At 37.5% G+C, this 20,830-nt stretch carries 21 protein-coding genes; 5 read left to right on the top strand and 16 right to left on the bottom strand.

Going from position 1 to position 20,830, the window contains the following annotated elements; translation table 11 throughout:
- Positions 1-214: 214 nt before the first annotated feature.
- Positions 215-1,867 carry a phospho-sugar mutase gene (locus AC6H0J_RS02350; protein WP_497512763.1) on the top strand — a complete coding sequence of 551 codons (1,653 nt, stop codon included), beginning with the start codon at positions 215-217 and terminating at the stop codon, positions 1,865-1,867.
- Positions 1,868-2,017: 150 nt separating this feature from the next.
- Here AC6H0J_RS02350 and tpiA read toward each other — a convergent pair whose 3' ends face one another.
- Positions 2,018-2,809, bottom strand: coding sequence for a triose-phosphate isomerase (gene tpiA / locus AC6H0J_RS02345; RefSeq protein WP_005629227.1), 792 nt, complete (start codon positions 2,807-2,809; stop codon positions 2,018-2,020).
- A gap of 165 nt (positions 2,810-2,974) precedes the next feature.
- Here tpiA and AC6H0J_RS02340 point away from each other — a divergent pair, with 165 nt between their 5' ends.
- Complete coding sequence (locus AC6H0J_RS02340) at positions 2,975-3,409, top strand: GNAT family N-acetyltransferase (RefSeq protein WP_005629228.1); 435 nt, start codon at positions 2,975-2,977, stop codon at positions 3,407-3,409.
- Positions 3,409-4,296 carry a tyrosine recombinase XerC gene (gene xerC / locus AC6H0J_RS02335; protein ID WP_005644230.1) on the top strand — a complete coding sequence of 296 codons (888 nt, stop codon included), beginning with the start codon at positions 3,409-3,411 and terminating at the stop codon, positions 4,294-4,296. The genes AC6H0J_RS02340 and xerC overlap by 1 nt, the downstream gene beginning before the upstream one ends.
- 111 nt (positions 4,297-4,407) lie before the next feature.
- On the opposite strand, the gene AC6H0J_RS02330 is transcribed toward xerC, so the two are convergent.
- From AC6H0J_RS02330 to mnmG, 12 genes are all read right to left on the bottom strand, one after another.
- Complete coding sequence (locus tag AC6H0J_RS02330; protein ID WP_114892481.1) at positions 4,408-4,503, bottom strand: IS3 family transposase; 96 nt, start codon at positions 4,501-4,503, stop codon at positions 4,408-4,410.
- A 273-nt stretch (positions 4,504-4,776) separates the two neighbouring features.
- A complete protein-coding gene (locus AC6H0J_RS02325; protein WP_005629232.1) occupies positions 4,777-5,205 on the bottom strand; it encodes a F0F1 ATP synthase subunit epsilon in 429 nt (142 codons plus the stop codon).
- 30 nt (positions 5,206-5,235) lie between these two features.
- Positions 5,236-6,609 carry a F0F1 ATP synthase subunit beta gene (atpD, locus tag AC6H0J_RS02320; protein WP_005629235.1) on the bottom strand — a complete coding sequence of 458 codons (1,374 nt, stop codon included), beginning with the start codon at positions 6,607-6,609 and terminating at the stop codon, positions 5,236-5,238.
- A 16-nt stretch (positions 6,610-6,625) separates the two neighbouring features.
- Entirely contained in the window at positions 6,626-7,495 is an 870-nt protein-coding gene (gene atpG / locus AC6H0J_RS02315) for a F0F1 ATP synthase subunit gamma (RefSeq protein ID WP_005632226.1), read from the bottom strand.
- 15 nt (positions 7,496-7,510) lie between these two features.
- Positions 7,511-9,052 carry a F0F1 ATP synthase subunit alpha gene (gene atpA / locus AC6H0J_RS02310; protein ID WP_005629241.1) on the bottom strand — a complete coding sequence of 514 codons (1,542 nt, stop codon included), beginning with the start codon at positions 9,050-9,052 and terminating at the stop codon, positions 7,511-7,513.
- A gap of 12 nt (positions 9,053-9,064) precedes the next feature.
- On the bottom strand, positions 9,065-9,598 hold the full coding sequence (gene atpH, locus AC6H0J_RS02305; RefSeq protein ID WP_005649413.1) for a F0F1 ATP synthase subunit delta: 534 nt from the start codon (positions 9,596-9,598) through the stop codon (positions 9,065-9,067).
- A gap of 12 nt (positions 9,599-9,610) precedes the next feature.
- The gene (atpF, locus tag AC6H0J_RS02300; RefSeq protein WP_005638363.1) at positions 9,611-10,081 is read right to left on the bottom strand and encodes a F0F1 ATP synthase subunit B; all 471 of its coding nucleotides are present in this window, start codon (positions 10,079-10,081) and stop codon (positions 9,611-9,613) included.
- Positions 10,082-10,119: 38 nt separating this feature from the next.
- Complete coding sequence (atpE, locus tag AC6H0J_RS02295) at positions 10,120-10,374, bottom strand: F0F1 ATP synthase subunit C (protein WP_005632219.1); 255 nt, start codon at positions 10,372-10,374, stop codon at positions 10,120-10,122.
- A gap of 48 nt (positions 10,375-10,422) precedes the next feature.
- Positions 10,423-11,220, bottom strand: a complete 798-nt coding sequence (gene atpB / locus AC6H0J_RS02290; protein ID WP_005638361.1) for a F0F1 ATP synthase subunit A — start codon at positions 11,218-11,220, stop codon at positions 10,423-10,425.
- A gap of 36 nt (positions 11,221-11,256) precedes the next feature.
- Entirely contained in the window at positions 11,257-11,631 is a 375-nt protein-coding gene (locus tag AC6H0J_RS02285; protein ID WP_005638359.1) for an ATP synthase subunit I, read from the bottom strand.
- 125 nt (positions 11,632-11,756) lie between these two features.
- Entirely contained in the window at positions 11,757-12,368 is a 612-nt protein-coding gene (gene rsmG / locus AC6H0J_RS02280) for a 16S rRNA (guanine(527)-N(7))-methyltransferase RsmG (protein WP_005638356.1), read from the bottom strand.
- A 170-nt stretch (positions 12,369-12,538) separates the two neighbouring features.
- On the bottom strand, positions 12,539-14,428 hold the full coding sequence (gene mnmG, locus AC6H0J_RS02275; protein ID WP_005638354.1) for a tRNA uridine-5-carboxymethylaminomethyl(34) synthesis enzyme MnmG: 1,890 nt from the start codon (positions 14,426-14,428) through the stop codon (positions 12,539-12,541).
- A gap of 503 nt (positions 14,429-14,931) precedes the next feature.
- Between mnmG and AC6H0J_RS02270 the strand changes: the two genes are divergently transcribed.
- Together AC6H0J_RS02270 and AC6H0J_RS02265 are read left to right on the top strand one after the other, a co-directional pair.
- The gene (locus tag AC6H0J_RS02270) at positions 14,932-15,609 is read left to right on the top strand and encodes a cation diffusion facilitator family transporter (protein ID WP_005638352.1); all 678 of its coding nucleotides are present in this window, start codon (positions 14,932-14,934) and stop codon (positions 15,607-15,609) included.
- 24 nt (positions 15,610-15,633) lie between these two features.
- The gene (locus AC6H0J_RS02265) at positions 15,634-16,026 is read left to right on the top strand and encodes a MerR family transcriptional regulator (RefSeq protein WP_005635322.1); all 393 of its coding nucleotides are present in this window, start codon (positions 15,634-15,636) and stop codon (positions 16,024-16,026) included.
- A gap of 85 nt (positions 16,027-16,111) precedes the next feature.
- Here AC6H0J_RS02265 and cpdB read toward each other — a convergent pair whose 3' ends face one another.
- The 3 genes from cpdB to dcuC all read right to left on the bottom strand — a co-directional run bounded on the left by cpdB (position 16,112) and on the right by dcuC (position 20,815).
- The gene (gene cpdB / locus AC6H0J_RS02260; RefSeq protein ID WP_497512762.1) at positions 16,112-18,085 is read right to left on the bottom strand and encodes a 2',3'-cyclic-nucleotide 2'-phosphodiesterase; all 1,974 of its coding nucleotides are present in this window, start codon (positions 18,083-18,085) and stop codon (positions 16,112-16,114) included.
- A gap of 92 nt (positions 18,086-18,177) precedes the next feature.
- The gene (locus AC6H0J_RS02255; protein WP_032828060.1) at positions 18,178-19,449 is read right to left on the bottom strand and encodes a M20 family metallo-hydrolase; all 1,272 of its coding nucleotides are present in this window, start codon (positions 19,447-19,449) and stop codon (positions 18,178-18,180) included.
- A 70-nt stretch (positions 19,450-19,519) separates the two neighbouring features.
- Positions 19,520-20,815 carry a C4-dicarboxylate transporter DcuC gene (gene dcuC, locus AC6H0J_RS02250; protein ID WP_005635328.1) on the bottom strand — a complete coding sequence of 432 codons (1,296 nt, stop codon included), beginning with the start codon at positions 20,813-20,815 and terminating at the stop codon, positions 19,520-19,522.
- Positions 20,816-20,830: the final 15 nt, after the last annotated feature.

Below are 20,830 nucleotides of genomic sequence, written 5' to 3'. Positions count from 1 at the left end.
TAAATTTTGCCGTAAATATTGAGGCGGTATTATAGCGAATTTTTCAAATAAATGCCTATGCAACAAACGGCTTTCCTAATTAGCTCAGATAACCGATTGCGTGAATAAAAAATGTTAATTAGATCAAAATTTTGATAATTATCCGTTCCCATTTTGGGTGATTTCGGCTAGTCTAGCAGCGATTTATTTATTTCAAGAGAATAAGGATGATCCTATGACAACTCTTTTTCATGTAGCGCAAAATTGGTTAAACCAAGATCCTGACGCAGAAACTCGTGCAGAATTAACCGCACTTTTAGATGCGGCAAAAGGCGGAGATAAAGCGGCAGAAGCAAAATTACATGCGCGTTTTGATGGTCGTTTACAATTTGGTACGGCAGGTTTACGTGGCCGTTTACAAGCTGGCTCAATGGGGATGAACCGAGTTTTAGTTTCTCAAGCTGCTGGCGGTTTAGCGGAATATTTAAAAGGTTACGATAAAGAACCATCAATCGTAATTGGTTACGATGGCCGTAAAAACTCTGATGTATTTGCCCGTGACACAGCTGAAATTATGGCTGGTGCAGGCGTAAAAGCTTATTTATTACCACGCAAATTACCGACTCCAGTTTTAGCTTATGCTATCCAATATTTTGATACCACTGCGGGTGTAATGGTGACAGCAAGCCATAATCCACCGGAAGATAACGGCTATAAAGTATATTTGGGCAAAGCAAATGGTGGCGGTCAAATCGTTTCACCGGCAGATAAAGACATCGCAGCATTAATTGATAAAGTTGCGGCTGGCAATATCCAAGATTTACCACGTAGCGATAATTATGTAGTGTTAAATGATGAAGTGGTAGATGCATACATTGCAAAAACTGCATCATTAGCTAAAGAGCCAGCTTGCGACATTAACTATGTTTATACCGCTATGCACGGTGTTGGCTATGAAGTGTTAAGTAAAACGCTAGCAAAAGCAGGCTTACCACAACCTCACGTAGTCGCAGATCAAGTTTGGCCAGATGGCACATTCCCAACTGTGAATTTCCCAAATCCAGAAGAAAAAGGCGCGTTAGATTTAGCAATTAAAGTAGCAAAAGAAAAGAATGCTGAATTTATCATTGCTAATGACCCAGATGCAGACCGTTTAGCTGTTGCAGTGCCTGATGCACAAGGTAACTGGAAATCACTACACGGCAACGTAGTAGGCTGTTTCTTAGGTTGGTACTTGGCAAAACAATATCAAGGCAAACAAGGCACATTGGCTTGCTCGCTTGTTTCTTCTCCCGCACTCGCTGAAATTGCAAAAAAATACGGTTTCCAATCAGAAGAAACCTTAACTGGTTTCAAATACATCGGTAAAGTATCTGGCTTATTGTTTGGTTTTGAAGAAGCATTGGGCTATTTAGTTGACCCCGACAAAGTACGCGATAAAGACGGTATTTCTGCGGCAATCGTGTTCTTAGATCTTGTGCGTAACTTGAAAAAACAAGGCAAAACTTTAGCAGATTATGCTGATGAATTTACCAAAGAATTTGGTGCTTATGTGAGTGGACAAATCTCTATTCGAGTCAGCGATCTTTCAGAAATCGGAAAATTAATGACCGCACTTCGTAACAATCCACCAGCAGAAATCGCAGGCGTGAAAGTAGCGCAATTTATCGATCATACTAAAACAGATCGTCAAAGCGATATCCTTGTATTTAACTTGGAAAATGGCGGACGCTTAATTGCTCGTCCTTCAGGTACTGAACCAAAAATTAAATTCTACTTGGATGCGCGCGGTAAAGATCCGAAAGATGCAGATCGCGTATTAGCAGAATTTGATGAAGGTGTTCGTCACATTCTTCGCCAAGATGCTTATGGCAAACAAGCTTGCTAATTGCTTCTAAAAATAACAAACCGCACGTAAAACGTGCGGTTTGTAGTTAGGGGTAAATATAATATGATACTTAGATAATTACAAAAACTAATGACGACCTAAGTCACATGTAAAGCGACTTAAATACATATTATTCTAATTAAATAAAAATTAGTTTTTCGCTGCTGCCGCTGCTTTCACGATGACTGCAAACGCAGGCGCTTTAAGTGAAGCACCGCCCACTAATGCACCATCGATATCTGGTTGAGTGAATAATTCTGCTGCATTAGCGTCATTTACCGAACCACCGTATTGAATGATCATTTGATCTGCTACAGCTTGTGATTTTGCTGCGATGTGGCCACGGATAAATGCATGAACAGCTTGTGCCTGTGCTGGAGTCGCTGATTTACCAGTGCCGATTGCCCAAATTGGTTCGTATGCGATCACTGCACCATTAAATGCTTCTACGCCTAATGCGTTGATGACGGCATCAATTTGACGTGCACATACTTCTTCTGTTTTACCTGCTTCGTTTTCAGCTTCAGTTTCACCAATACATAATACTGGTACTAAACCAGCTTCTTTTAATGCACCAAATTTCTTCGCTACAAATTCGTCGCTTTCTTTGTGGTAAGTACGACGCTCAGAGTGGCCGATAATGATGTATTTTGCGCCAAAATCTTTTAACATTTCACTAGAAATATCACCAGTAAATGCACCTTTCACATTGATATCTACGTTTTGTGCACCTAACTGAATCACACTTTTACCGCCGCAGCTGCAACCACAACCAGAAAGTGCTGCTTCAGCCGTACCTAAATACATCACTGGTGGGGCAATTGCCACATCACAACCTGTTACATCATGTAATTCTGCTTTTAATCCTTCGATTAATTCTTTGGTGAACGCTTTGGAACCGTTTAATTTCCAGTTACCCATCACTAAAGGACGACGTGCCATTTTTGTTTCTCCATAGTTGATAAAATTAACTTGCTTACTATACCAAAATTTCACCACGATTCTTTGCAGAAGATCATAAAATTAAAAAAATTCTCATAGAAAGATGATTATCTTGTGCTAAAAAGCTACAATTACCTGTATGGAACCAATAAAAAATAACCAATTATGAAACTTTTCAAAGCCGAACAATGGAATATTGACGTGCTTCTTCCTCTTTTTGAAGCCTATCGCCAAGCCTATGGACAAGCAGAGAATCCAGAACGCACCTTGGCTTTTTTAACTAATCGTATGCGTTTTAATGAAAGTCTGTTTTTTATTGCGGTGGATGAAAATGAAAAGGCTATTGGCTTTGTGCAGCTTTTCCCTCGCCTTTCTTCTTTACAATTACAACGCTATTGGCAAATCACCGATATTTTTGTGTTGGAACATGCTCAACAAACGGAAATTTATGCGGCGCTGATTTCTAAAGCAAAAGACTTTGTGCATTTCACGCAATCCAATCGTTTAGTGGCAGAATTAGCGCAAAATCAATATTCAATGTTGGAATCGGAAGGGTTTAAATTGAACCCGAAAGAACGTTTATTTGAATTGAGTTTGTAATGCTAACCGCGTTAAATCGTTATTGGGATTATTTGCGGATTGAACGCCAAATGAGCCCTCACACGCTCACTAATTATCAACATCAACTTGATGCCATCATCAAAATTTTAGCGCAACAAGACATTCATGCTTGGGCACAAGTAACACCCAGCGTGGTGCGCTTTATTTTGGCAGAAAGCAAAAAACAAGGCTTAAAAGAAAAAAGCTTGGCTTTGCGTTTATCCGCATTGCGCAGATTTCTCAGTTTTTTGGTGCAACAAGGCGAATTGAAAGTGAATCCCGCCACAGGCATTTCCGCACCGAAACAAGGCAAGCATTTACCGAAAAATATGGATGGAGAGCAAGTTCAACAGTTGCTTGCCAACGATAGCAAAGAGCCAATTGATATTCGTGATCGTGCTATTTTGGAATTAATGTACAGTTCAGGTTTACGTTTATCTGAATTACAAGGCTTAGATTTAAACAGCATTAATACCCGAGTGCGGGAAGTGCGTGTTATTGGGAAAGGCAACAAAGAGCGTGTGGTGCCGTTTGGGCGTTACGCTTCGCATGCAATTCAAGAATGGTTAAAAGTGCGGGCATTATTTAACCCAAAAGATGAGGCATTATTTGTTAGCCAGCTTGGAAATCGTATTTCTCATCGAGCGATTCAAAAACGTTTGGAAACTTGGGGCATTCGTCAAGGCTTAAATAGCCATCTTAATCCGCACAAATTACGTCATTCTTTTGCGACGCATATGTTGGAAGCCAGTTCTGATTTACGCGCCGTTCAAGAATTGCTTGGGCATAGCAATCTTTCCACCACTCAAATTTATACTCACTTAAATTTTCAACATCTGGCGGAAGTGTACGATCAAGCTCATCCAAGAGCAAAACGTAAAAAATAAAAATACGGTAAAAATTAAAAGCCTACACTATTTACTCAAGGACGGATGACGATATTTTATCGAACTCAGTCCTTTTAATTTTAGTTGAATCTGTCGGTAATTATACTAATCTCAACAATCCCTAACTGCATCAACTATCATCTCTCTACTATTAAATTCCCAATCATAAAAATATTCTGTTTTTAATAGCCTAAAGAAACTTTCCATCACAACATTGCCCGAGCAATTCCCTTTTCTCTACATACTTTGAATAATGCTATTTTCAGCCAATATTTGACAATAAGCCACTATTTGATACAGCCAAGCTTTGGCCTGAATGTAAAATGACTTCATAGGCTTTATTTAATCAGAATAGATTGGAGAACCTATCATTTAAATTCGATTGTGTAGTATTTACCCATAAAAAAATCTGCACCTCAATTGTTAGTTTGTTCAATCCAACTTTTGGGGTGCAGATCATTTTTCATCATACTTTTTTTATTATCGTCTTGTTTTCAAGAGTTTTTCAGTCAACTCATAAGCTCGAAGTTTTGCTAACTCTTTAGAAAGTTTCGCAACCAGTAAATCATGATCTACATCTGATGCATGAGATACAATGTTCTCTTCAGCTTTACGTTTTGCTTCGCGAATACGATCTGCATCTAATTCACTACCACGGATAGCAACATCTGCTAGCACCGTAACAATATTTGGTTGAACCTCTAAAAAACCACCGGAAACATAGATAACTTCTTCATTTCCATCTTGAAGAGTAAATTTAACAATCCCTGGCTTAATTGCCGTTAGCAATGGAGTGTGTCCAGGGAGAATACCTAATTCCCCCTCAACACCTGTTGCTTGGATTTGTTTTACTTCACCTTCAAAGATTTTTCGCTCTGCGCTTACTATTGTTAAATTAAATGTCGCCATTTTTGTTCTCCTTCAAATGACTTGAAGTGATTACATATTTTTGGCTTTTTCTAGCGCTTCGTCGATTGAACCTACCATATAGAACGCTTGTTCTGGGATATGGTCGTAATCACCGCTTAAAATACCTTTAAAGCCGCGAATGGTTTCTTTTAATGGAACATATTTACCCGGAGTACCGTTAAATACTTCAGCAACGAAAAACGGTTGTGATAAGAAACGTTCAATTTTACGCGCACGTGCTACCACTAATTTATCTTCTTCAGATAATTCGTCCATACCAAGAATTGCGATAATATCTTTCAATTCTTTATAACGTTGTAAAATACCTTGTACACCACGAGCAATATCATAATGTTCTTGACCAACAACAAGTGGGTCTAACTGACGTGAAGTTGAATCTAATGGGTCAACCGCAGGGTAGATACCTAAAGATGCAATTTGACGACTTAATACAACGGTTGAGTCTAAGTGTGCGAAAGTTGTTGCTGGAGATGGGTCAGTTAAGTCATCCGCAGGTACATATACCGCTTGTACAGAGGTAATAGAACCTGTTTTGGTTGATGTAATACGTTCTTGTAACACACCCATTTCTTCAGCTAAGGTTGGTTGATAACCTACCGCTGATGGCATACGACCTAATAACGCAGATACTTCAGTACCAGCAAGGGTATAACGATAGATATTATCCACGAAGAATAATACATCACGACCTTCATCACGGAATTTTTCTGCCATGGTTAAACCAGTTAACGCAACACGTAAACGGTTACCTGGTGGCTCATTCATCTGACCATAAACCAAAGATACTTTATCTAATACGTTAGAATCTTTCATTTCATGATAGAAGTCGTTACCTTCACGAGTACGTTCACCTACACCCGCAAATACAGAGTAACCTGAGTGTTCGATCGCGATGTTACGAATTAATTCCATCATGTTTACGGTTTTACCTACACCCGCACCACCGAATAGACCAACTTTACCACCTTTAGCAAATGGACAAATTAAGTCAATAACTTTGATACCAGTTTCTAATAATTCCGTACTGTTTGATTGTTCTTCATAGCTTGGTGCAGAACGGTGGATAGCCCAACGCTCTTCTTCACCGATTGGACCTTGTTCGTCAATTGGTTCACCCAATACATTCATAATACGACCAAGGGTTTTTGTGCCTACCGGTACTTGAATCGGATCATTCGTATTTTCTACTTTTAAACCACGTTTTAAACCGTCAGAAGCACCTAATGCGATACAACGTACCACACCGCCACCTAATTGTTGTTGCACCTCAAGTGTTAAACCTGATTCAACTTTTAATGCATCGTAAACTTTTGGCACTGCATCTTGTGGAAATTCAACGTCAATCACCGCACCGATGATTTGTACAATTTTTCCTGCTGACATTACCGTTCCTCTTTTCTTAAATCGCTGCCGCACCGGCTACGATTTCATTCAATTCATTTGTGATACTTGCTTGACGAGCTTTGTTATACACCAACCGCAGATCATTAATTAAATTACCTGCATTATCAGTTGCTGCTTTCATTGCTACCATTCGAGCCGCTTGTTCTGAAGCTAAATTATCTACAACCGCTTGATAAATTTGAGATTCTAAATAACGAACTAAAAGACTATCTAATAGTACTTTTGGTTCTGGTTCATAAAGATAATCCCAAGTCTGTTGTCTTTCATTTAAATGATCGTCTTTAGATTCTGGTAAAGGAACTAATTGTTGTACAACAGGTTTTTGCGACATCGTATTAACAAATTTATTGTATGCAATATAAACTGCATCAATTTCACCATTACGATAAGCATCAAACATTGTATTTGCGACACCAATTAATTCTTCTAGAGCGGGCGTATCGCCTAAACCAGAAAGTTGACCTTTGATATTAAATCCAAAGGAACGGAAAAAACTAATCCCTTTTGAACCTATTAAGCCCAAATCTGTAGAAATATTTTGTTCTTTCCAATTTTTGATTTGGTTAAGTGTGGTTTTGAATAAATTAACATTTAAACCACCACACATACCACGATCTGTTGAAATAACCAAGATACCGATTTTCTTCACTTCACGCTCAACTAAGAACGGATGTTTATAACCGACACTTGCTTTAGACACATGACTAATAACGTTACGGATAGTTTCAGAATACGGACGAGATGCAGCCATACGATCCTGCGTTTTACGCATTTTCGAGGTTGCCACCATTTCCATTGCCTTAGTAATTTTTTGTGTACTTTGTACACTGGCAATTTTGGTTTTTATCTCTTTTGCACCTGCCATCTTATCTCTCCGTTACTACCAAGCACTATTCGCTTTAAAACTATCTAAAATACCTTTTAATGTATCTTTGATTTCGTCATTATAGTTACCGGTTTTAGTAAGCTCTTGCATAAACTCAGCGTGATTACGGTTAGAATAATCTAAAAGTGCGGTCTCAAAACTTGCAATTTTTGATAATTCCACGTCATCCAAATAACCAAATTCAACAGCAAACAATACAACCGCTTGTTCTGCAACAGATAATGGAGCAAATTGTTTTTGTTTTAATAATTCAGTTACTTTTTCACCGTGAGAAAGTTGCTTACGAGTCGCATCATCAAGATCTGATGCAAACTGTGCAAACGCTGCTAATTCACGATATTGAGCTAGCGCGGTACGAATACCACCCGCTAATTTCTTAATAACTTTAGTTTGCGCTGAACCACCAACACGAGATACCGAAATACCTGGGTTTACCGCAGGACGAATACCTGAGTTAAACAAGTTAGATTCTAAGAAGATCTGACCATCGGTAATAGAAATTACGTTGGTTGGAACAAACGCAGATACGTCACCAGCTTGAGTTTCAATAATCGGAAGTGCGGTTAAAGAACCAGTTTTTCCTTTCACTTCGCCTTTAGTGAATTTTTCTACGTAATCTTCGTTTACACGAGAAGCACGTTCTAGTAAACGAGAATGTAAATAGAAAACATCACCAGGATAGGCTTCACGACCTGGTGGACGACGTAATAATAATGAAATTTGACGATAAGCTACGGCTTGTTTTGATAAATCATCATAAACAATTAACGCATCTTCACCACGATCACGGAAATATTCACCCATCGCACAACCAGCATAAGGTGCTAAATATTGTAACGCTGCTGATTCAGATGCAGATGCGGCTACCACGATAGTATTTGCAAGCGCACCATGTTCTTCTAATTTACGCACGACGTTTGCGATAGTAGAGGCTTTTTGACCAATCGCAACATAGATACATTTAATACCAGAATTACGTTGGTTAATAATAGCGTCAATTGCTAACGCAGTTTTACCCGTTTGACGGTCGCCGATGATTAATTCACGTTGACCACGGCCGATTGGCACCATTGAGTCAACAGCTTTATAACCGGTTTGAACAGGTTGATCAACAGAACGACGATCGATAACACCTGGCGCAATCACTTCTACTGGTGAGAAACCATCATTTTCAATTTCGCCTTTACCATCGATTGGTTGACCAAGCGTATTAACTACACGACCTAATAAACCACGACCAACTGGTACTTCAAGAATACGACCTGTACATTGAACTTCCATACCTTCCGCTAAATCTGCGTAAGGTCCCATAACTACAGCACCAACAGAATCGCGTTCAAGGTTAAGTGCCATCGCATAACGATTACCTGGTAAGGCGATCATTTCACCTTGCATCACATCGCTTAAACCGTGGATGCGAATAATACCATCGCTTACAGAAACAATTGTCCCTGTATTACGCGCTTCACTTACCACGTCGAATTGAGCGATGCGTTTTTTAATCAATTCACTAATTTCAGTTGAATTTAGTTGCATCTTGTATTCCTCTTATAATTGCAACTCGTTTGCGAGACGAGTAAGTTGCCCACGGCTACTTCCGTCAATCACAAAGTCTTCTGTACGAATAATCACACCAGCAATAAGTGCATTATCCACGTTGCAATTTAATTTCACTTTGCGAGCTAATCTTTTTTCCATTGCAGCTGCAATTTTTTCGATTTGTGTTGCATTCAATGGTTGCGCAGATGTTACTTCAACTTCTGCAATAGCTTGGTGCTCCTCTACGTGATGTTTAAATTCTTCAAACACCGCAGGAATAGCACTCAAACGCTTATTTTCAGCCATTAACCGAATAAGATTTTGCCCATATTGATCCAATTGTTCGCCACAAATAGAAATTACTGTATCAGCTAATTTCTGTGCAGAAAGAGAACTACTTAAGTAAGCTTTTACCGTTTCATCTTCAGCTACGGCTGCAGCAAAACCTAGCATTTCAGTCCATTTTTCGACCGCACTTTGTTCAATGGCAAAGTCGAATGCAGCTTTTGCATAAGGGCGAGCTATTGTAGTTAATTCTGACATAAGCTAAGCCTCTTATAACTCTGCAACTAATTTATCAATAATGTCATTGTTTGCCGCTTCATCAATAGAACGACCCACAATTTTCTCAGCACCAGCCACTGCCAATGAAGCTACTTTAAGACGTAATTCTTCTTGAACACGTTTACGTTCTGCTTCTACTTCTGCATAACCTTGAGCAATAATTTTTGCTTTTAGTTCTTCGGCTTCTGCTTTCACTTCGTCTAATACTTCATTGCGACGTTTATTCGCTGCATCTAAAATGTCTTGAGCTTGTACTTTTGCAGCTGAAAGTTCTTGTTCAACAAGATTTTTCGTATCTGCTTGCTCTTTTTTAGCTGCTTCGGCTGACGCTAAAGCGTTCGCAATTTGGCTTTGACGTGTTTCAATCGCATTAATAATTGGTGGCCAAACAAATTTCACACAGAACCATACAAAAATAATAAAGGCGATGGTTTGACCAATTAATGTTGCATTAATATTCACAACATACCTCCTTCGTTAATTAGGAAATTTGTTGTTTATTAACCTAATAATGCAGCAAATGGATTTGCGAATGCGAAATATAAACCGATACCTACCGCGATCATCGCAATCGCATCAAGAAGACCTGCAACAATAAACATCTTAGTAAGTAGTGAATTAGCTAATTCAGGCTGACGAGCGGCAGACTCAAGGTATTTACCGCCAAGAAGACCAAAGCCAATCGCAGTACCTAACGCAGCAAAAGCAAGCATAATCGCAGAAGCAATGATTGTTGCACTAATTACAGTTTCCATAAATTTTCTCCGTTGTTGAGAGTTGAGTTGTTAAATAAAAAATAAAAATTAATGTTCCGCTTTATTATATGCAATACTCAGGTAAACCACAGTAAGCATCATAAAGACGAAGGCTTGTAATGCGATAACCAAAATATGGAAAATCGCCCACACCAACTGCAATGGCACACCCAGTGCAGCCACAAACGCATTGGCTGAATACATCACGGCAATCAAAATAAAGATCAGCTCACCAGCATACATATTTCCGAATAAACGAAGTGCTAATGAAACAGGCTTTGAGATCAACGTCACGGATTCAAGAAGAAGATTAACAGGGATAAATGCCCAATGATTAAAAGGGTGTAAAGTGTATTCTTTTGCGAGACCTTTAATACCCTTAGATTTAATCGTATAAAAAAGGATCAATATAAATACTGAAATCGACATTGCAAATGTCATATTCATATCCGTAGTCGGTACAGCTCGTACAGGAATATGATGATCACCTGTAATAATAGCAAACAACTGAGGAATATAATCCACAGGTACTAAATCAATAGTATTCATAATCATCACCCATACGAAAATGGTTAAAGCCAACGGCGCTACCACATCTCGTTTACCGTGATAATTTTCTTTTACCACACCATCAATCCATTCTACAGCCATTTCAACAGCACATTGTAGTTTACCTGGTACACCTATTGTTGCTTTTTTAGCCACTTTACGAAAAATAGCTAAGAAAAGGAGACCGCATAATACAGAGAAGAAAAACGTATCAAGATTAAACGTCCAAAAACCTTCGCCTGTTGTAAGATAAGTTAAATGGTGTTGGATATATTCAATTGAAGTTTGTCCAGACATAATCGATCCTTTGTTCTGAAGAAGAATAACCCAAAGTTAAATTTTATTGAGAATAAGTGGAATAATATTATTCAGCACTAATGCCAATAAAAAACCAACAAAAAACGCAATAAAATTGACAACGAATAACCACTTAATGGCAATAATGATAAAAACCATCGTTAAAACAAACTTTATTGCTTCAGCACGATAAAGTGCGGTCAGTTTTGTTGAAAAATTTTGTTTTCTGTAAAAAATGATAAATATGAATGTACAAAAAGGTAAAAAGGCACTTAAAAAACCGTAGCCAAAATCTACCGCACTTTGGCGTTGCCATCCATAAATAAGCAAATAAAAAACTACAAGCAAAAGACTCTCAATAACAATAGCTTTTCTGTAGTTTTTTTTAGCGTGAGATAAAATGTACGACATCACTTTTACAAAATAATTTCAGCCCGCCGATTATACCTTTGCTGGCTTTAGATTCAACTTAAAAACACATAAAAAGTGTTATATAAATCACACTTTTAGAAAAATTTTTACAAAATTGTAACTATTTAACGCAAAACGATTAAATGTCGTTCACCTATAAGTTCTGGAACATGTAATTCAATCACTTCTTGAATAGTATATTTTTCATTCAATTCATTAATTTCATCTTCCTGATAAATACCTTTTAATGCATAAAAATATCCATTTTCTTTTGGTAAATGATTACACCAATCTGTCATATCTTTTAACGAAGCAAAAGCGCGACTTAATACGCCATCAAATTTATCTTCAGGTTGATATTCTTCTACTCGACTCAAAACAGGAGTTACATTAGTGAGCCCAAGCTCACGTACTGCATTTCTAATAAAACTAATACGTTTGCCTAAACTATCAAGGAGAACAAATTGTTTAGAAGGATTAATAATTGCTAAAGGTAGACCAGGCAAGCCAGGGCCTGTACCGACATCGATGAAACGATCGCCTTGTAAATAAGGGCTTACAACAAGACTATCTAAAATATGCTTCACTAACATCTCTTGCGGATTACGTACAGAGGTTAAATTATAAGCCTTGTTCCATTTATGGAGTAATTGTACCAACTGAATCAGCTGATCTTTTTGTAGATCTGTTAATTGAATTTCTGCTTGAGCGAGTAAATTTTCGAGTTTTGCTTTCATTTTTCTATCTATCTTGTCTGTTTGTCGTCATTCTACTTGAAAGTGCGGTTAAAATCCTTAGTGTTTTTATTTCAGCAAAAATTTAGCCTACTAATTACATTTTTTTAATTTGTAATATAAAAAAATGCGGTGAAAATTCACCTCACTTTTACATTTAAATTAAGAAAACTTTATTCCCCACGCTTCAGCATTCCTTGTTTTTTCAAATTCACCAGAATAATTGATATTGCTGCAGGGGTGATACCTGAAATTCGGCTTGCTTGACCAATGGAAACTGGACGATGCTGTTCCAACTTCGCACGTACTTCATTAGATAAACCAGACACTTTGCTGTAATCAAAGTTAGCCGGAATAGCTGTATTTTCGTGGCGTTTTTGTTTTTCGATTTCTTCTTGTTGATGCTCAATATAGCCTTGATACTTAATGGCAATTTCCACTTGTTCTACGGCTTCTCTATCTTCCATTGCCGGTTTATATGGCGTTAAAGAAGTCAAAATATCGTAGGTCATTTCTGGACGGCGCAATAAATCTTCACCGCTGGCCTCACGCACAAGTGGACTGCCAAGTACTTTATTGGCTTCTTCTAAATATTCAGAACGTGGATGCAACCAAATGCTGCGTAAGCGTTGGCGTTCCTGTTCAATATTTTCCATTTTTTGATTAAAGCGCGCCCAGCGAGCATCATCAATTAAACCTAATTCATAGGCTATTGGCGTTAAACGAATGTCTGCGTTGTCTTCACGTAATAACAAACGGTATTCTGCACGAGAAGTAAATACGCGATATGGTTCTTTGGTACCAAGTGTGCAAAGGTCATCCACCAATACACCTGTATAAGATTGATCACGGCGTGGATACCATGCCTCTTTTTCTTGTACGTAAAGACCTGCGTTAATCCCCGCCAATAAGCCTTGTGCCGCCGCCTCTTCATAACCTGTTGTACCGTTAATTTGACCCGCAAAAAATAAACCAGAAATAGCTTTAGTTTCTAATGTTGGTTTTAAATCGCGCGGATCAAAATAATCATATTCAATGGCATAACCTGGTTTAATGATGCGCGCTTTTTCCAAACCTTTCATAGAATTCACAATGCCCATCTGCACGTCAAACGGCAAACTGGTAGAGATCCCGTTTGGATAAACTTCGTTACTGGTTAAGCCTTCTGGTTCCAAATAAATTTGATGTGAATTACGATCTGCAAAACGCATCACTTTATCTTCAATGGATGGGCAATAACGTGGACCAATCCCTTCAATCACACCGGTATACATTGGACTGCGATCCAAGTTATTACGGATAACTTCATGGGTTTGTTCATTGGTATGGGTGATATAACAAGGAATTTGTTGAGGGTGATCATCCACTGATCCCATAAAAGAGAATACCGGTAATACGGCATCACCATGCTGTTTAGCCAATATATCAAAATTGATCGTACGCGCATCAATACGTGGTGGTGTACCTGTTTTAAGACGATCTACACGTAATCCTAGATCTCTTAATCGATGTGAAAGGTTTACAGAAGCAGGATCCCCTGCACGACCACCTTCATAGTTTTCCAAACCTATGTGGATCTTACCGGCTAAGAAAGTACCTGCAGTTAATACCACTGATTCAGCACGAAAAGTTAATCCCATTTTTGTGCTAACGCCTGTAACTCGATCTTGCTCAATCAGAATATCGGTCGCTTCTTGTTGGAAAATATCTAAATTAGGTTGATTTTCTAATGCTGTACGAACAGCTTGACGATATAAAACTCTGTCAGCTTGAGCTCGAGTAGCACGTACTGCTGGGCCTTTACTGCTATTTAAAGTACGAAATTGGATCCCTGCTTTATCTGCAGCATGAGCCATTAAACCGCCCATTGCATCGACTTCTTTTACTAAATGACCTTTACCGATCCCACCAATTGCAGGGTTACAAGACATTTGCCCTAAAGTATCTACATTATGTGTTAATAAAAGGGTTTTAAATCCCATACGAGCTGGTGCAAGCGCGGCTTCTGTACCCGCATGACCACCACCGATCACAATCACATCATAAGTTTCAGTGTAAAACATATCTATCTCTATTTATTCGGATCAAAAAATTGGCGTTATTCTACAGAAATTTAAAACACCTGACAAAAAATAATGGATCTATTGATCCTTTGAAAGATCACGTTTGTATTAGTAAATAAGATCTCTTTTTATATATAAAGATCTTATTATTGTTACTATTAAGATCTTTTGTGATTGTGAGTAACCTTATTCGATCCTTATGGAAACAGGTGTTATAGGATCCAAAGATCTTGTGAAAATGCGATCATTTTCTTTAAAAATCTTGTGTGTAAAATGGAAAGTTATTAACAACTTTATCTTTTCTAAAAGTTACCAAGTGAGTAAAAACAGTTTTATGACAGATTATTTATGAGTTATCCACAGGTAAAAATGAATTTTTATTGAAATCCCTATAATTTAGTTTTTTTAAACAATTAATTTTATTAAATGCACGTTTTATTATTTGACTTTGTAGTTACTACAGGTTTTATGCTTCCTTCAAATCAAATGGTTAAGGAAATAAAATGAAAGAAGTTTCTATAGTAAAAAATTATACTCCTAAAGAATATCAGCAGCATTCATCTTGCCCTCATAGTCAAATCTCTAAAAATAAAATGGTATTAGGCATTAGTTTTGCAATTATTACCTTTTATATGGTTGTTGAATTTCTAGGGGGATATTGGTTTAATAGCCTTACTTTGATGGCTGATGCTGGGCATATGGCAAATGATAGTTTATCTATTTTTTTAGCATGGATTGGATTATTTTTAAGTCTAAGATGGCAAAAATGGTTAGCTTTAATCAATGGAATTTCATTAGTTTGGGTCGCTATTTGGATTTTCATCGAGGCTGTAACACGTTGGCAGGCTCCGATAGAAATAGCCGCTTTGCCAATGTTAGGTGTAGCTTTACTAGGGTTTGGGATTAATTTGTTGGTAGCTTTTATAATGCTAAAAAGTAATCGCCATAATTTGAATATTCGTGCAGCGTATTTGCATGTTTTAGTAGATTTATTTGGTTCGGTTGTTGCTATTATTGCAGGAATAAGTGCTTATTGGTTAAATTGGCAATGGGTTGATGTAGTGGCTAGTGGTATTTTAAGTCTTTTTGTCTTATACAGCGGTATTTCCACAGTTTCTAGAGCAGTTAAATCCTTGTATGATAGTAATACAAATTTGTTATTAGATGACCATTCTCATTAAAGTAAAAAATTGCTTGAGGAAATAATGAAAATTAGTGAATTAAGTAAATCTACGCATACTAATATTGAAACTATCCGCTACTATGAAAAGCAAGGAGTATTGCAGCCATCTAAGCGATTGGCTAATGGTTATCGATATTATGATGAAGAAAGTGTAGAACAATTAAAATTTATCAAAAAATGTCGAACGTTGGGTTTCTCTTTAGAGAATATTAAGGCACTCAATCGTATTAAATTTAGTATGAAAGATCATTATCAAGCAGATCAATTAGTACTTAATAAACTGATTCAAGTGGAAAATAAAATATCTCAATTATTAGAAATCAAAGATTTTTTACAGTCTATTGTTACCGAAAGTGAACATAATGAAGAGGAATGTAAAGCAATAGAAGGATTGAAAAGCGAATGTAATTTGTAAAAATACTGAAAAATTTGACCGCACTTTAGAAGAAAAAATGCCGCCTAAATTTTGATCTTCAGACGGCATTTTATTTTTCTAATTATTATTTAGATAAATCAATTTGATATACAGCAAATCCAACTTCATCTGTACCCACTTGTTTCATTGGATACTGTGCTTTTTCTTTGATGAATTGAGCTGCTTGTTCGCTTGGTGAGGTTTCAAAACGAACATCTAATTTATCGTTGCCTTTAATTGGCGTAAAGCGCCAGTTTTTATCCGCGCTAGGGTTTACAGAACCTTCTTTTTCACTGGTTACTTTAATGTAATCAGCTAAAATTTGACGGTTTTCATCTGGTGATGCGTAAACAATATGTTGATCGCCAGTGCCTGGGAATTTATTACCGTAAGCACGATAGTTATTCGTTGCAATCAAGAATTCTGCTTTTGGATCAACTGGTTTACCTTGATAAGTGAGGTTCACTACACGATGTGATTCTGGGTTAATTAATTTACATTCACCATCGTAACGAGCAGGTTTGGTTAGATCATATTCATAATTGACACCATCAATCACATCAAAGTTATAAGTGCGGAACCCTTCCCAATCGATTAATGATTGTGGTTTATCACTTGCAGGGTCAATTTGTTTAAACATACCTGCACTGCATTCTAACCATTCTTTTAATTGTTCACCTGTTGCTTTAACAACTACTAATGTATTTGGATAGAGATATAAGTCTGCCGCATTACGGAAAGTTAATTCACCTTTATTTACTTCGGTATAACCTGTAGGGTCATTTTTACGACCACCCGCTTTAAATGGTGCGCCTGCACTTAAAATAGGTAAGCCAGCCATTGCTGCAACACTTGGTGCAACTTTTTCTACATAGGCTTTTTGTGCTTGGTTTACAATTTGAATAGTTGGATCATCTTGTACTAATGCAAGATAGCTGTACATATTATCTGTTGCTTTACCAATAGGTTGAGAAACAAATTTACGTGTCGCTTCGTGAACTGGTTTTAAAAGTGCGGTAATTTCTGGGTCATTTTCTGCAAGTGCTTTTTTATTTTCTGCATCATAAATTGGACGTAGAACCGCTTTTCCAGAGGTAACAATCCATTTACCTTTGTGTTCTGTTAAGCCTAGATCCACTACACTGATATTATTTGCCCAATAGCCTGCCATACTTTCTGGTACACCTTTTACTGTACCATTTACGATGTCTGCATTTGGTGATTTCGCAAATTCTTTATTTGGGAATAAACGGTGTGAGTGTCCAAAAATAACCACATCAATATGTGGAACATCCGCTAAATAGAATGCAGAGTTTTCAGCGCCTTCTTGATAAGGTTCATCAGATGGGCCAGTGTGAGCTAATGCAACGATAATATCTGCCCCTTTTTTCTTCATTTCAGGGATATATTTTTGTGCTGTTTTTACAATATCACGAGTTTCAACTTTACCTTGAAGGTTCGCTTTATCCCAAACCATGATTTGCGGTGGCACAAAACCGATGTAACCAATTTTTAATTTATGTGTTTTACCTTGATTATCAACAACTGATTTTTCTTGAATGACATAAGGTGTGAAATAAGGTTCTTCAGTTCCTACTTTTACTACGTTGGCATTTACAATTGGGAATTTAGCTTGTTTGATACAGTCAGCTAAATAATCTAAGCCATAGTTAAATTCATGGTTACCTAAGGTTCCTACTTCATAGTGCATAGCATTTAAGCAATCCACCGCAGGGTTAGATTTGCCTTCTTTATAGCCTTGAGCAGCTTGATAATCAGCAATAGGGTTACCTTGAATTAAATCCCCGTTATCAACCAATACGCTATTTTTTACTTCAGCACGTGCTTGACGAATAAGGCTTGCAGCACGAGTAAAACCGAATTTCTCGGTTGGGGCGTCTTTATAATAATCAAAGTCTGTTAAGAAACTGTGAACGTCAGTAGTGGCAACAATACGTAAATCTACATCATGTTTACCTTTTGCTGTCGCAAAACGGCTTGCACTTAATGCAAGAATACTGCTTGCACCGATTTGAATAAAATGACGTCTATTAATCATTGAGTTTTCCTTATAAGGTGAGTAGATATTGCCTTTATTCTAAGAAAAATAGAGGATTCTTAAAAGAAAGGAGTAAAAATATTTTTATTTAATTAAACTAATAATCTTTGTACTAAAGAAGTATAAATATTAACCCCAGTAAGTAATTGATTTTCATCAAAATCAAATTCAGCTTCATGATGACCTGCTGTGCGATCTGCACCAAGAATGAAATAAATAGCTTTGCCTCCGTGTTCTTGTACACGTCTACCTAAAATAGTCGCATCTTCACTTGCATTGAAAGCATAATCTGAATTTACGTTATTTATTTGTGGTTGTTCAAGAGATATTTCTTCGATGAGTTTTATAAGTTCAACATCATTATTCATATCCACGGCTTCACCTACAATTTCAGTTTCATATGCGACATCAAAACTTATGGAGATACCTTTGGCTATTTGCATGACTTGTTCAGTCATGTATTCATTAATTGCTTTATTTTCTCCCCGCACTTCTAATTGTAATTCAGCAGAAGATGGAATGACATTTCGTCCTTCACCCGCTTTTAGCACACCTACATTAATTCTTGTCATGCCTTCACCATGGCGTGCAATACCATGAAGTTGAGTGACTGTATGCGCTGCAGCTAATAAAGCATTACGACCTAAATGGGGCGCAGCACCTGCGTGGGCTGGTTTACCTTTATAGCGAATATCAATTTTTGTAGTGGAAAGAAAATTTCTTGGATTAGCAATAACAGTGCCTGTATTCGCGCAAAAACTAATGTGTGAAGAAGCAAAATAATCTGCATCATCAATTATGCCACTTTGTGCAATGGCTGCTGCACCTCGAACACCTTCTTCTGCTGGTTGAAATACAATTTTTACTTTTCCAGTGAGTTTATCTTTGTTCTGAGCGATCCATAATGCTACGCCTAAACCTATTGTAATGTGTGAATCATGTCCACAAGCATGCATAAAACCATCGTTAATTGAGGCAAAACCTTCTTTATTTGGAATATGCTCTGGTGAGCGAGTTTCCGTTACATTCACACAGTCTATGTCAAAACGTAATGCAATAGTTTTCCCTGGTTTACCTGAATCAAATAATGCCACACAACCAGTATATCCTTCCATTTTTTCGAGCCATTTTTCATTGGCTCCATAGGTTTTTGCATTAGCTAAACCTTTATCTATTACAGCTTGTTTTCGTCCACGAACAAAGTCTGGATTTATAATTTGTTTACCAAGAAAAATTTCAAAACAACCTAAGTCTTCCAAGTAATCCGCAATGCGAGAAGTTGTCCAAAATTCACTCCAACCAATTTCTGGAAAACGATGAAATTCACGGCGCCATTTAACAAGTTGATTTAAATCTAAGTTCATTTTTTCTTCCTTTAAAAGTCTATAAAAACAGACCGCACTTAAATAAAGTGCGGTCAATTTTTTACTATTTCTACAACATAAATAATGCTAAGAATAAAACAGCAAGTATCATTCCTGGTGCGGTACGTTTTACCATTTCTACTGGGCTTACCATCGCAAGGCCTGCACAAACAATAGTTACGCCTGCAATTGGTGAAGCTGTACGACCAATTGCACCAGCAATGGCTGCTGCCATACCAAGATTTACATGGGTGTAGCCGAGTTCTACTGCATGTGGTGTGACAGCACTGTTAAAGGCAATCGCTGCTGCATCGCCAGAGCCTGTAATTAAGCCCATTAAGAATGGTCCAATTGTTGCACCCCAACGTACAAATTCGTTGGATTCTTTTAAGAAAGAAATTGCAGCATCTACTGCGCCCGTAGATTTTAATCCTGCTACAAAAACACTGGCTGCAATGATGATACCAAGTACGTTTGCATAAGAATTTCCCATACCATTGAAAAATTCTTCAGTAATTTTTACTGGGGAAATGCGAGTTACGATAATGCCATAAATTGCACCAATCAACATCGCTTGAGGAACACCCATTTTAGTCCATTCAAGACCCGGTACTTGTTGTAATGACGTTCCACCAATCACTAAAATAACTAATGGTATTAATGGTGCAAGGGCATAAAGTACATTGACGCCTTCAACAACTTTAATTTCACTTTCTTTTTGTTCTGCAAGATAAGCTTGGCGATGTTGTTCACCATAATCTTTAAAAACAAGCGCAAGAATTGTTAAAACAACCGCACCTATTGCTCCTGCAATCATGTTATATGGCGCATGTGAAAGGTTTACTTGAGCGATAGTTAAGCCTGACATTTCACTAATCATTGCTGAGTGAGAAGAACCCGGGCTCATCATTGATCCAAAAGTCCCAGCTAAAATAGCTGCCCCAGCAGTAGCTGGTCGAACACCCGCACTTTTTAAAACGGGAATTAATGTTGCGCCAACCGCAGCAGCACAACCAGCAGCAGAAGGAATAGCAATATTGATGAAAAAGGTGATGACTGTTGCAATAGGAATTAAGAAGAATTTTAATCCGCTTAATGGTTTGGTAAGTAAATGTACCAAATGAGTATCACATTGAGTGTATTTCATTACATAAGCAAAACCCATGCTAGAACAGATAGCCATAATTAATCCGCCAGATGTCATGCTTTTAGCAAAAGCATCTAATGCGCCCATTGGATTAAGCGTCAGAATGGACATTATTAAACCAACACCAATTAAAACGGTTCTGGTTTCGGCTTTTTTAATCAGAAAATAAATTGTGGCAATAATGCCAATCACTGCAACGATGGATTTAAATAATTCCATTATATGTTCCCTTTA

The sequence above is a fragment of the Haemophilus sp. THUN1691 genome (assembly GCF_059704425.1).
This window is presented reverse-complemented; position numbering and strand designations above follow the sequence as displayed.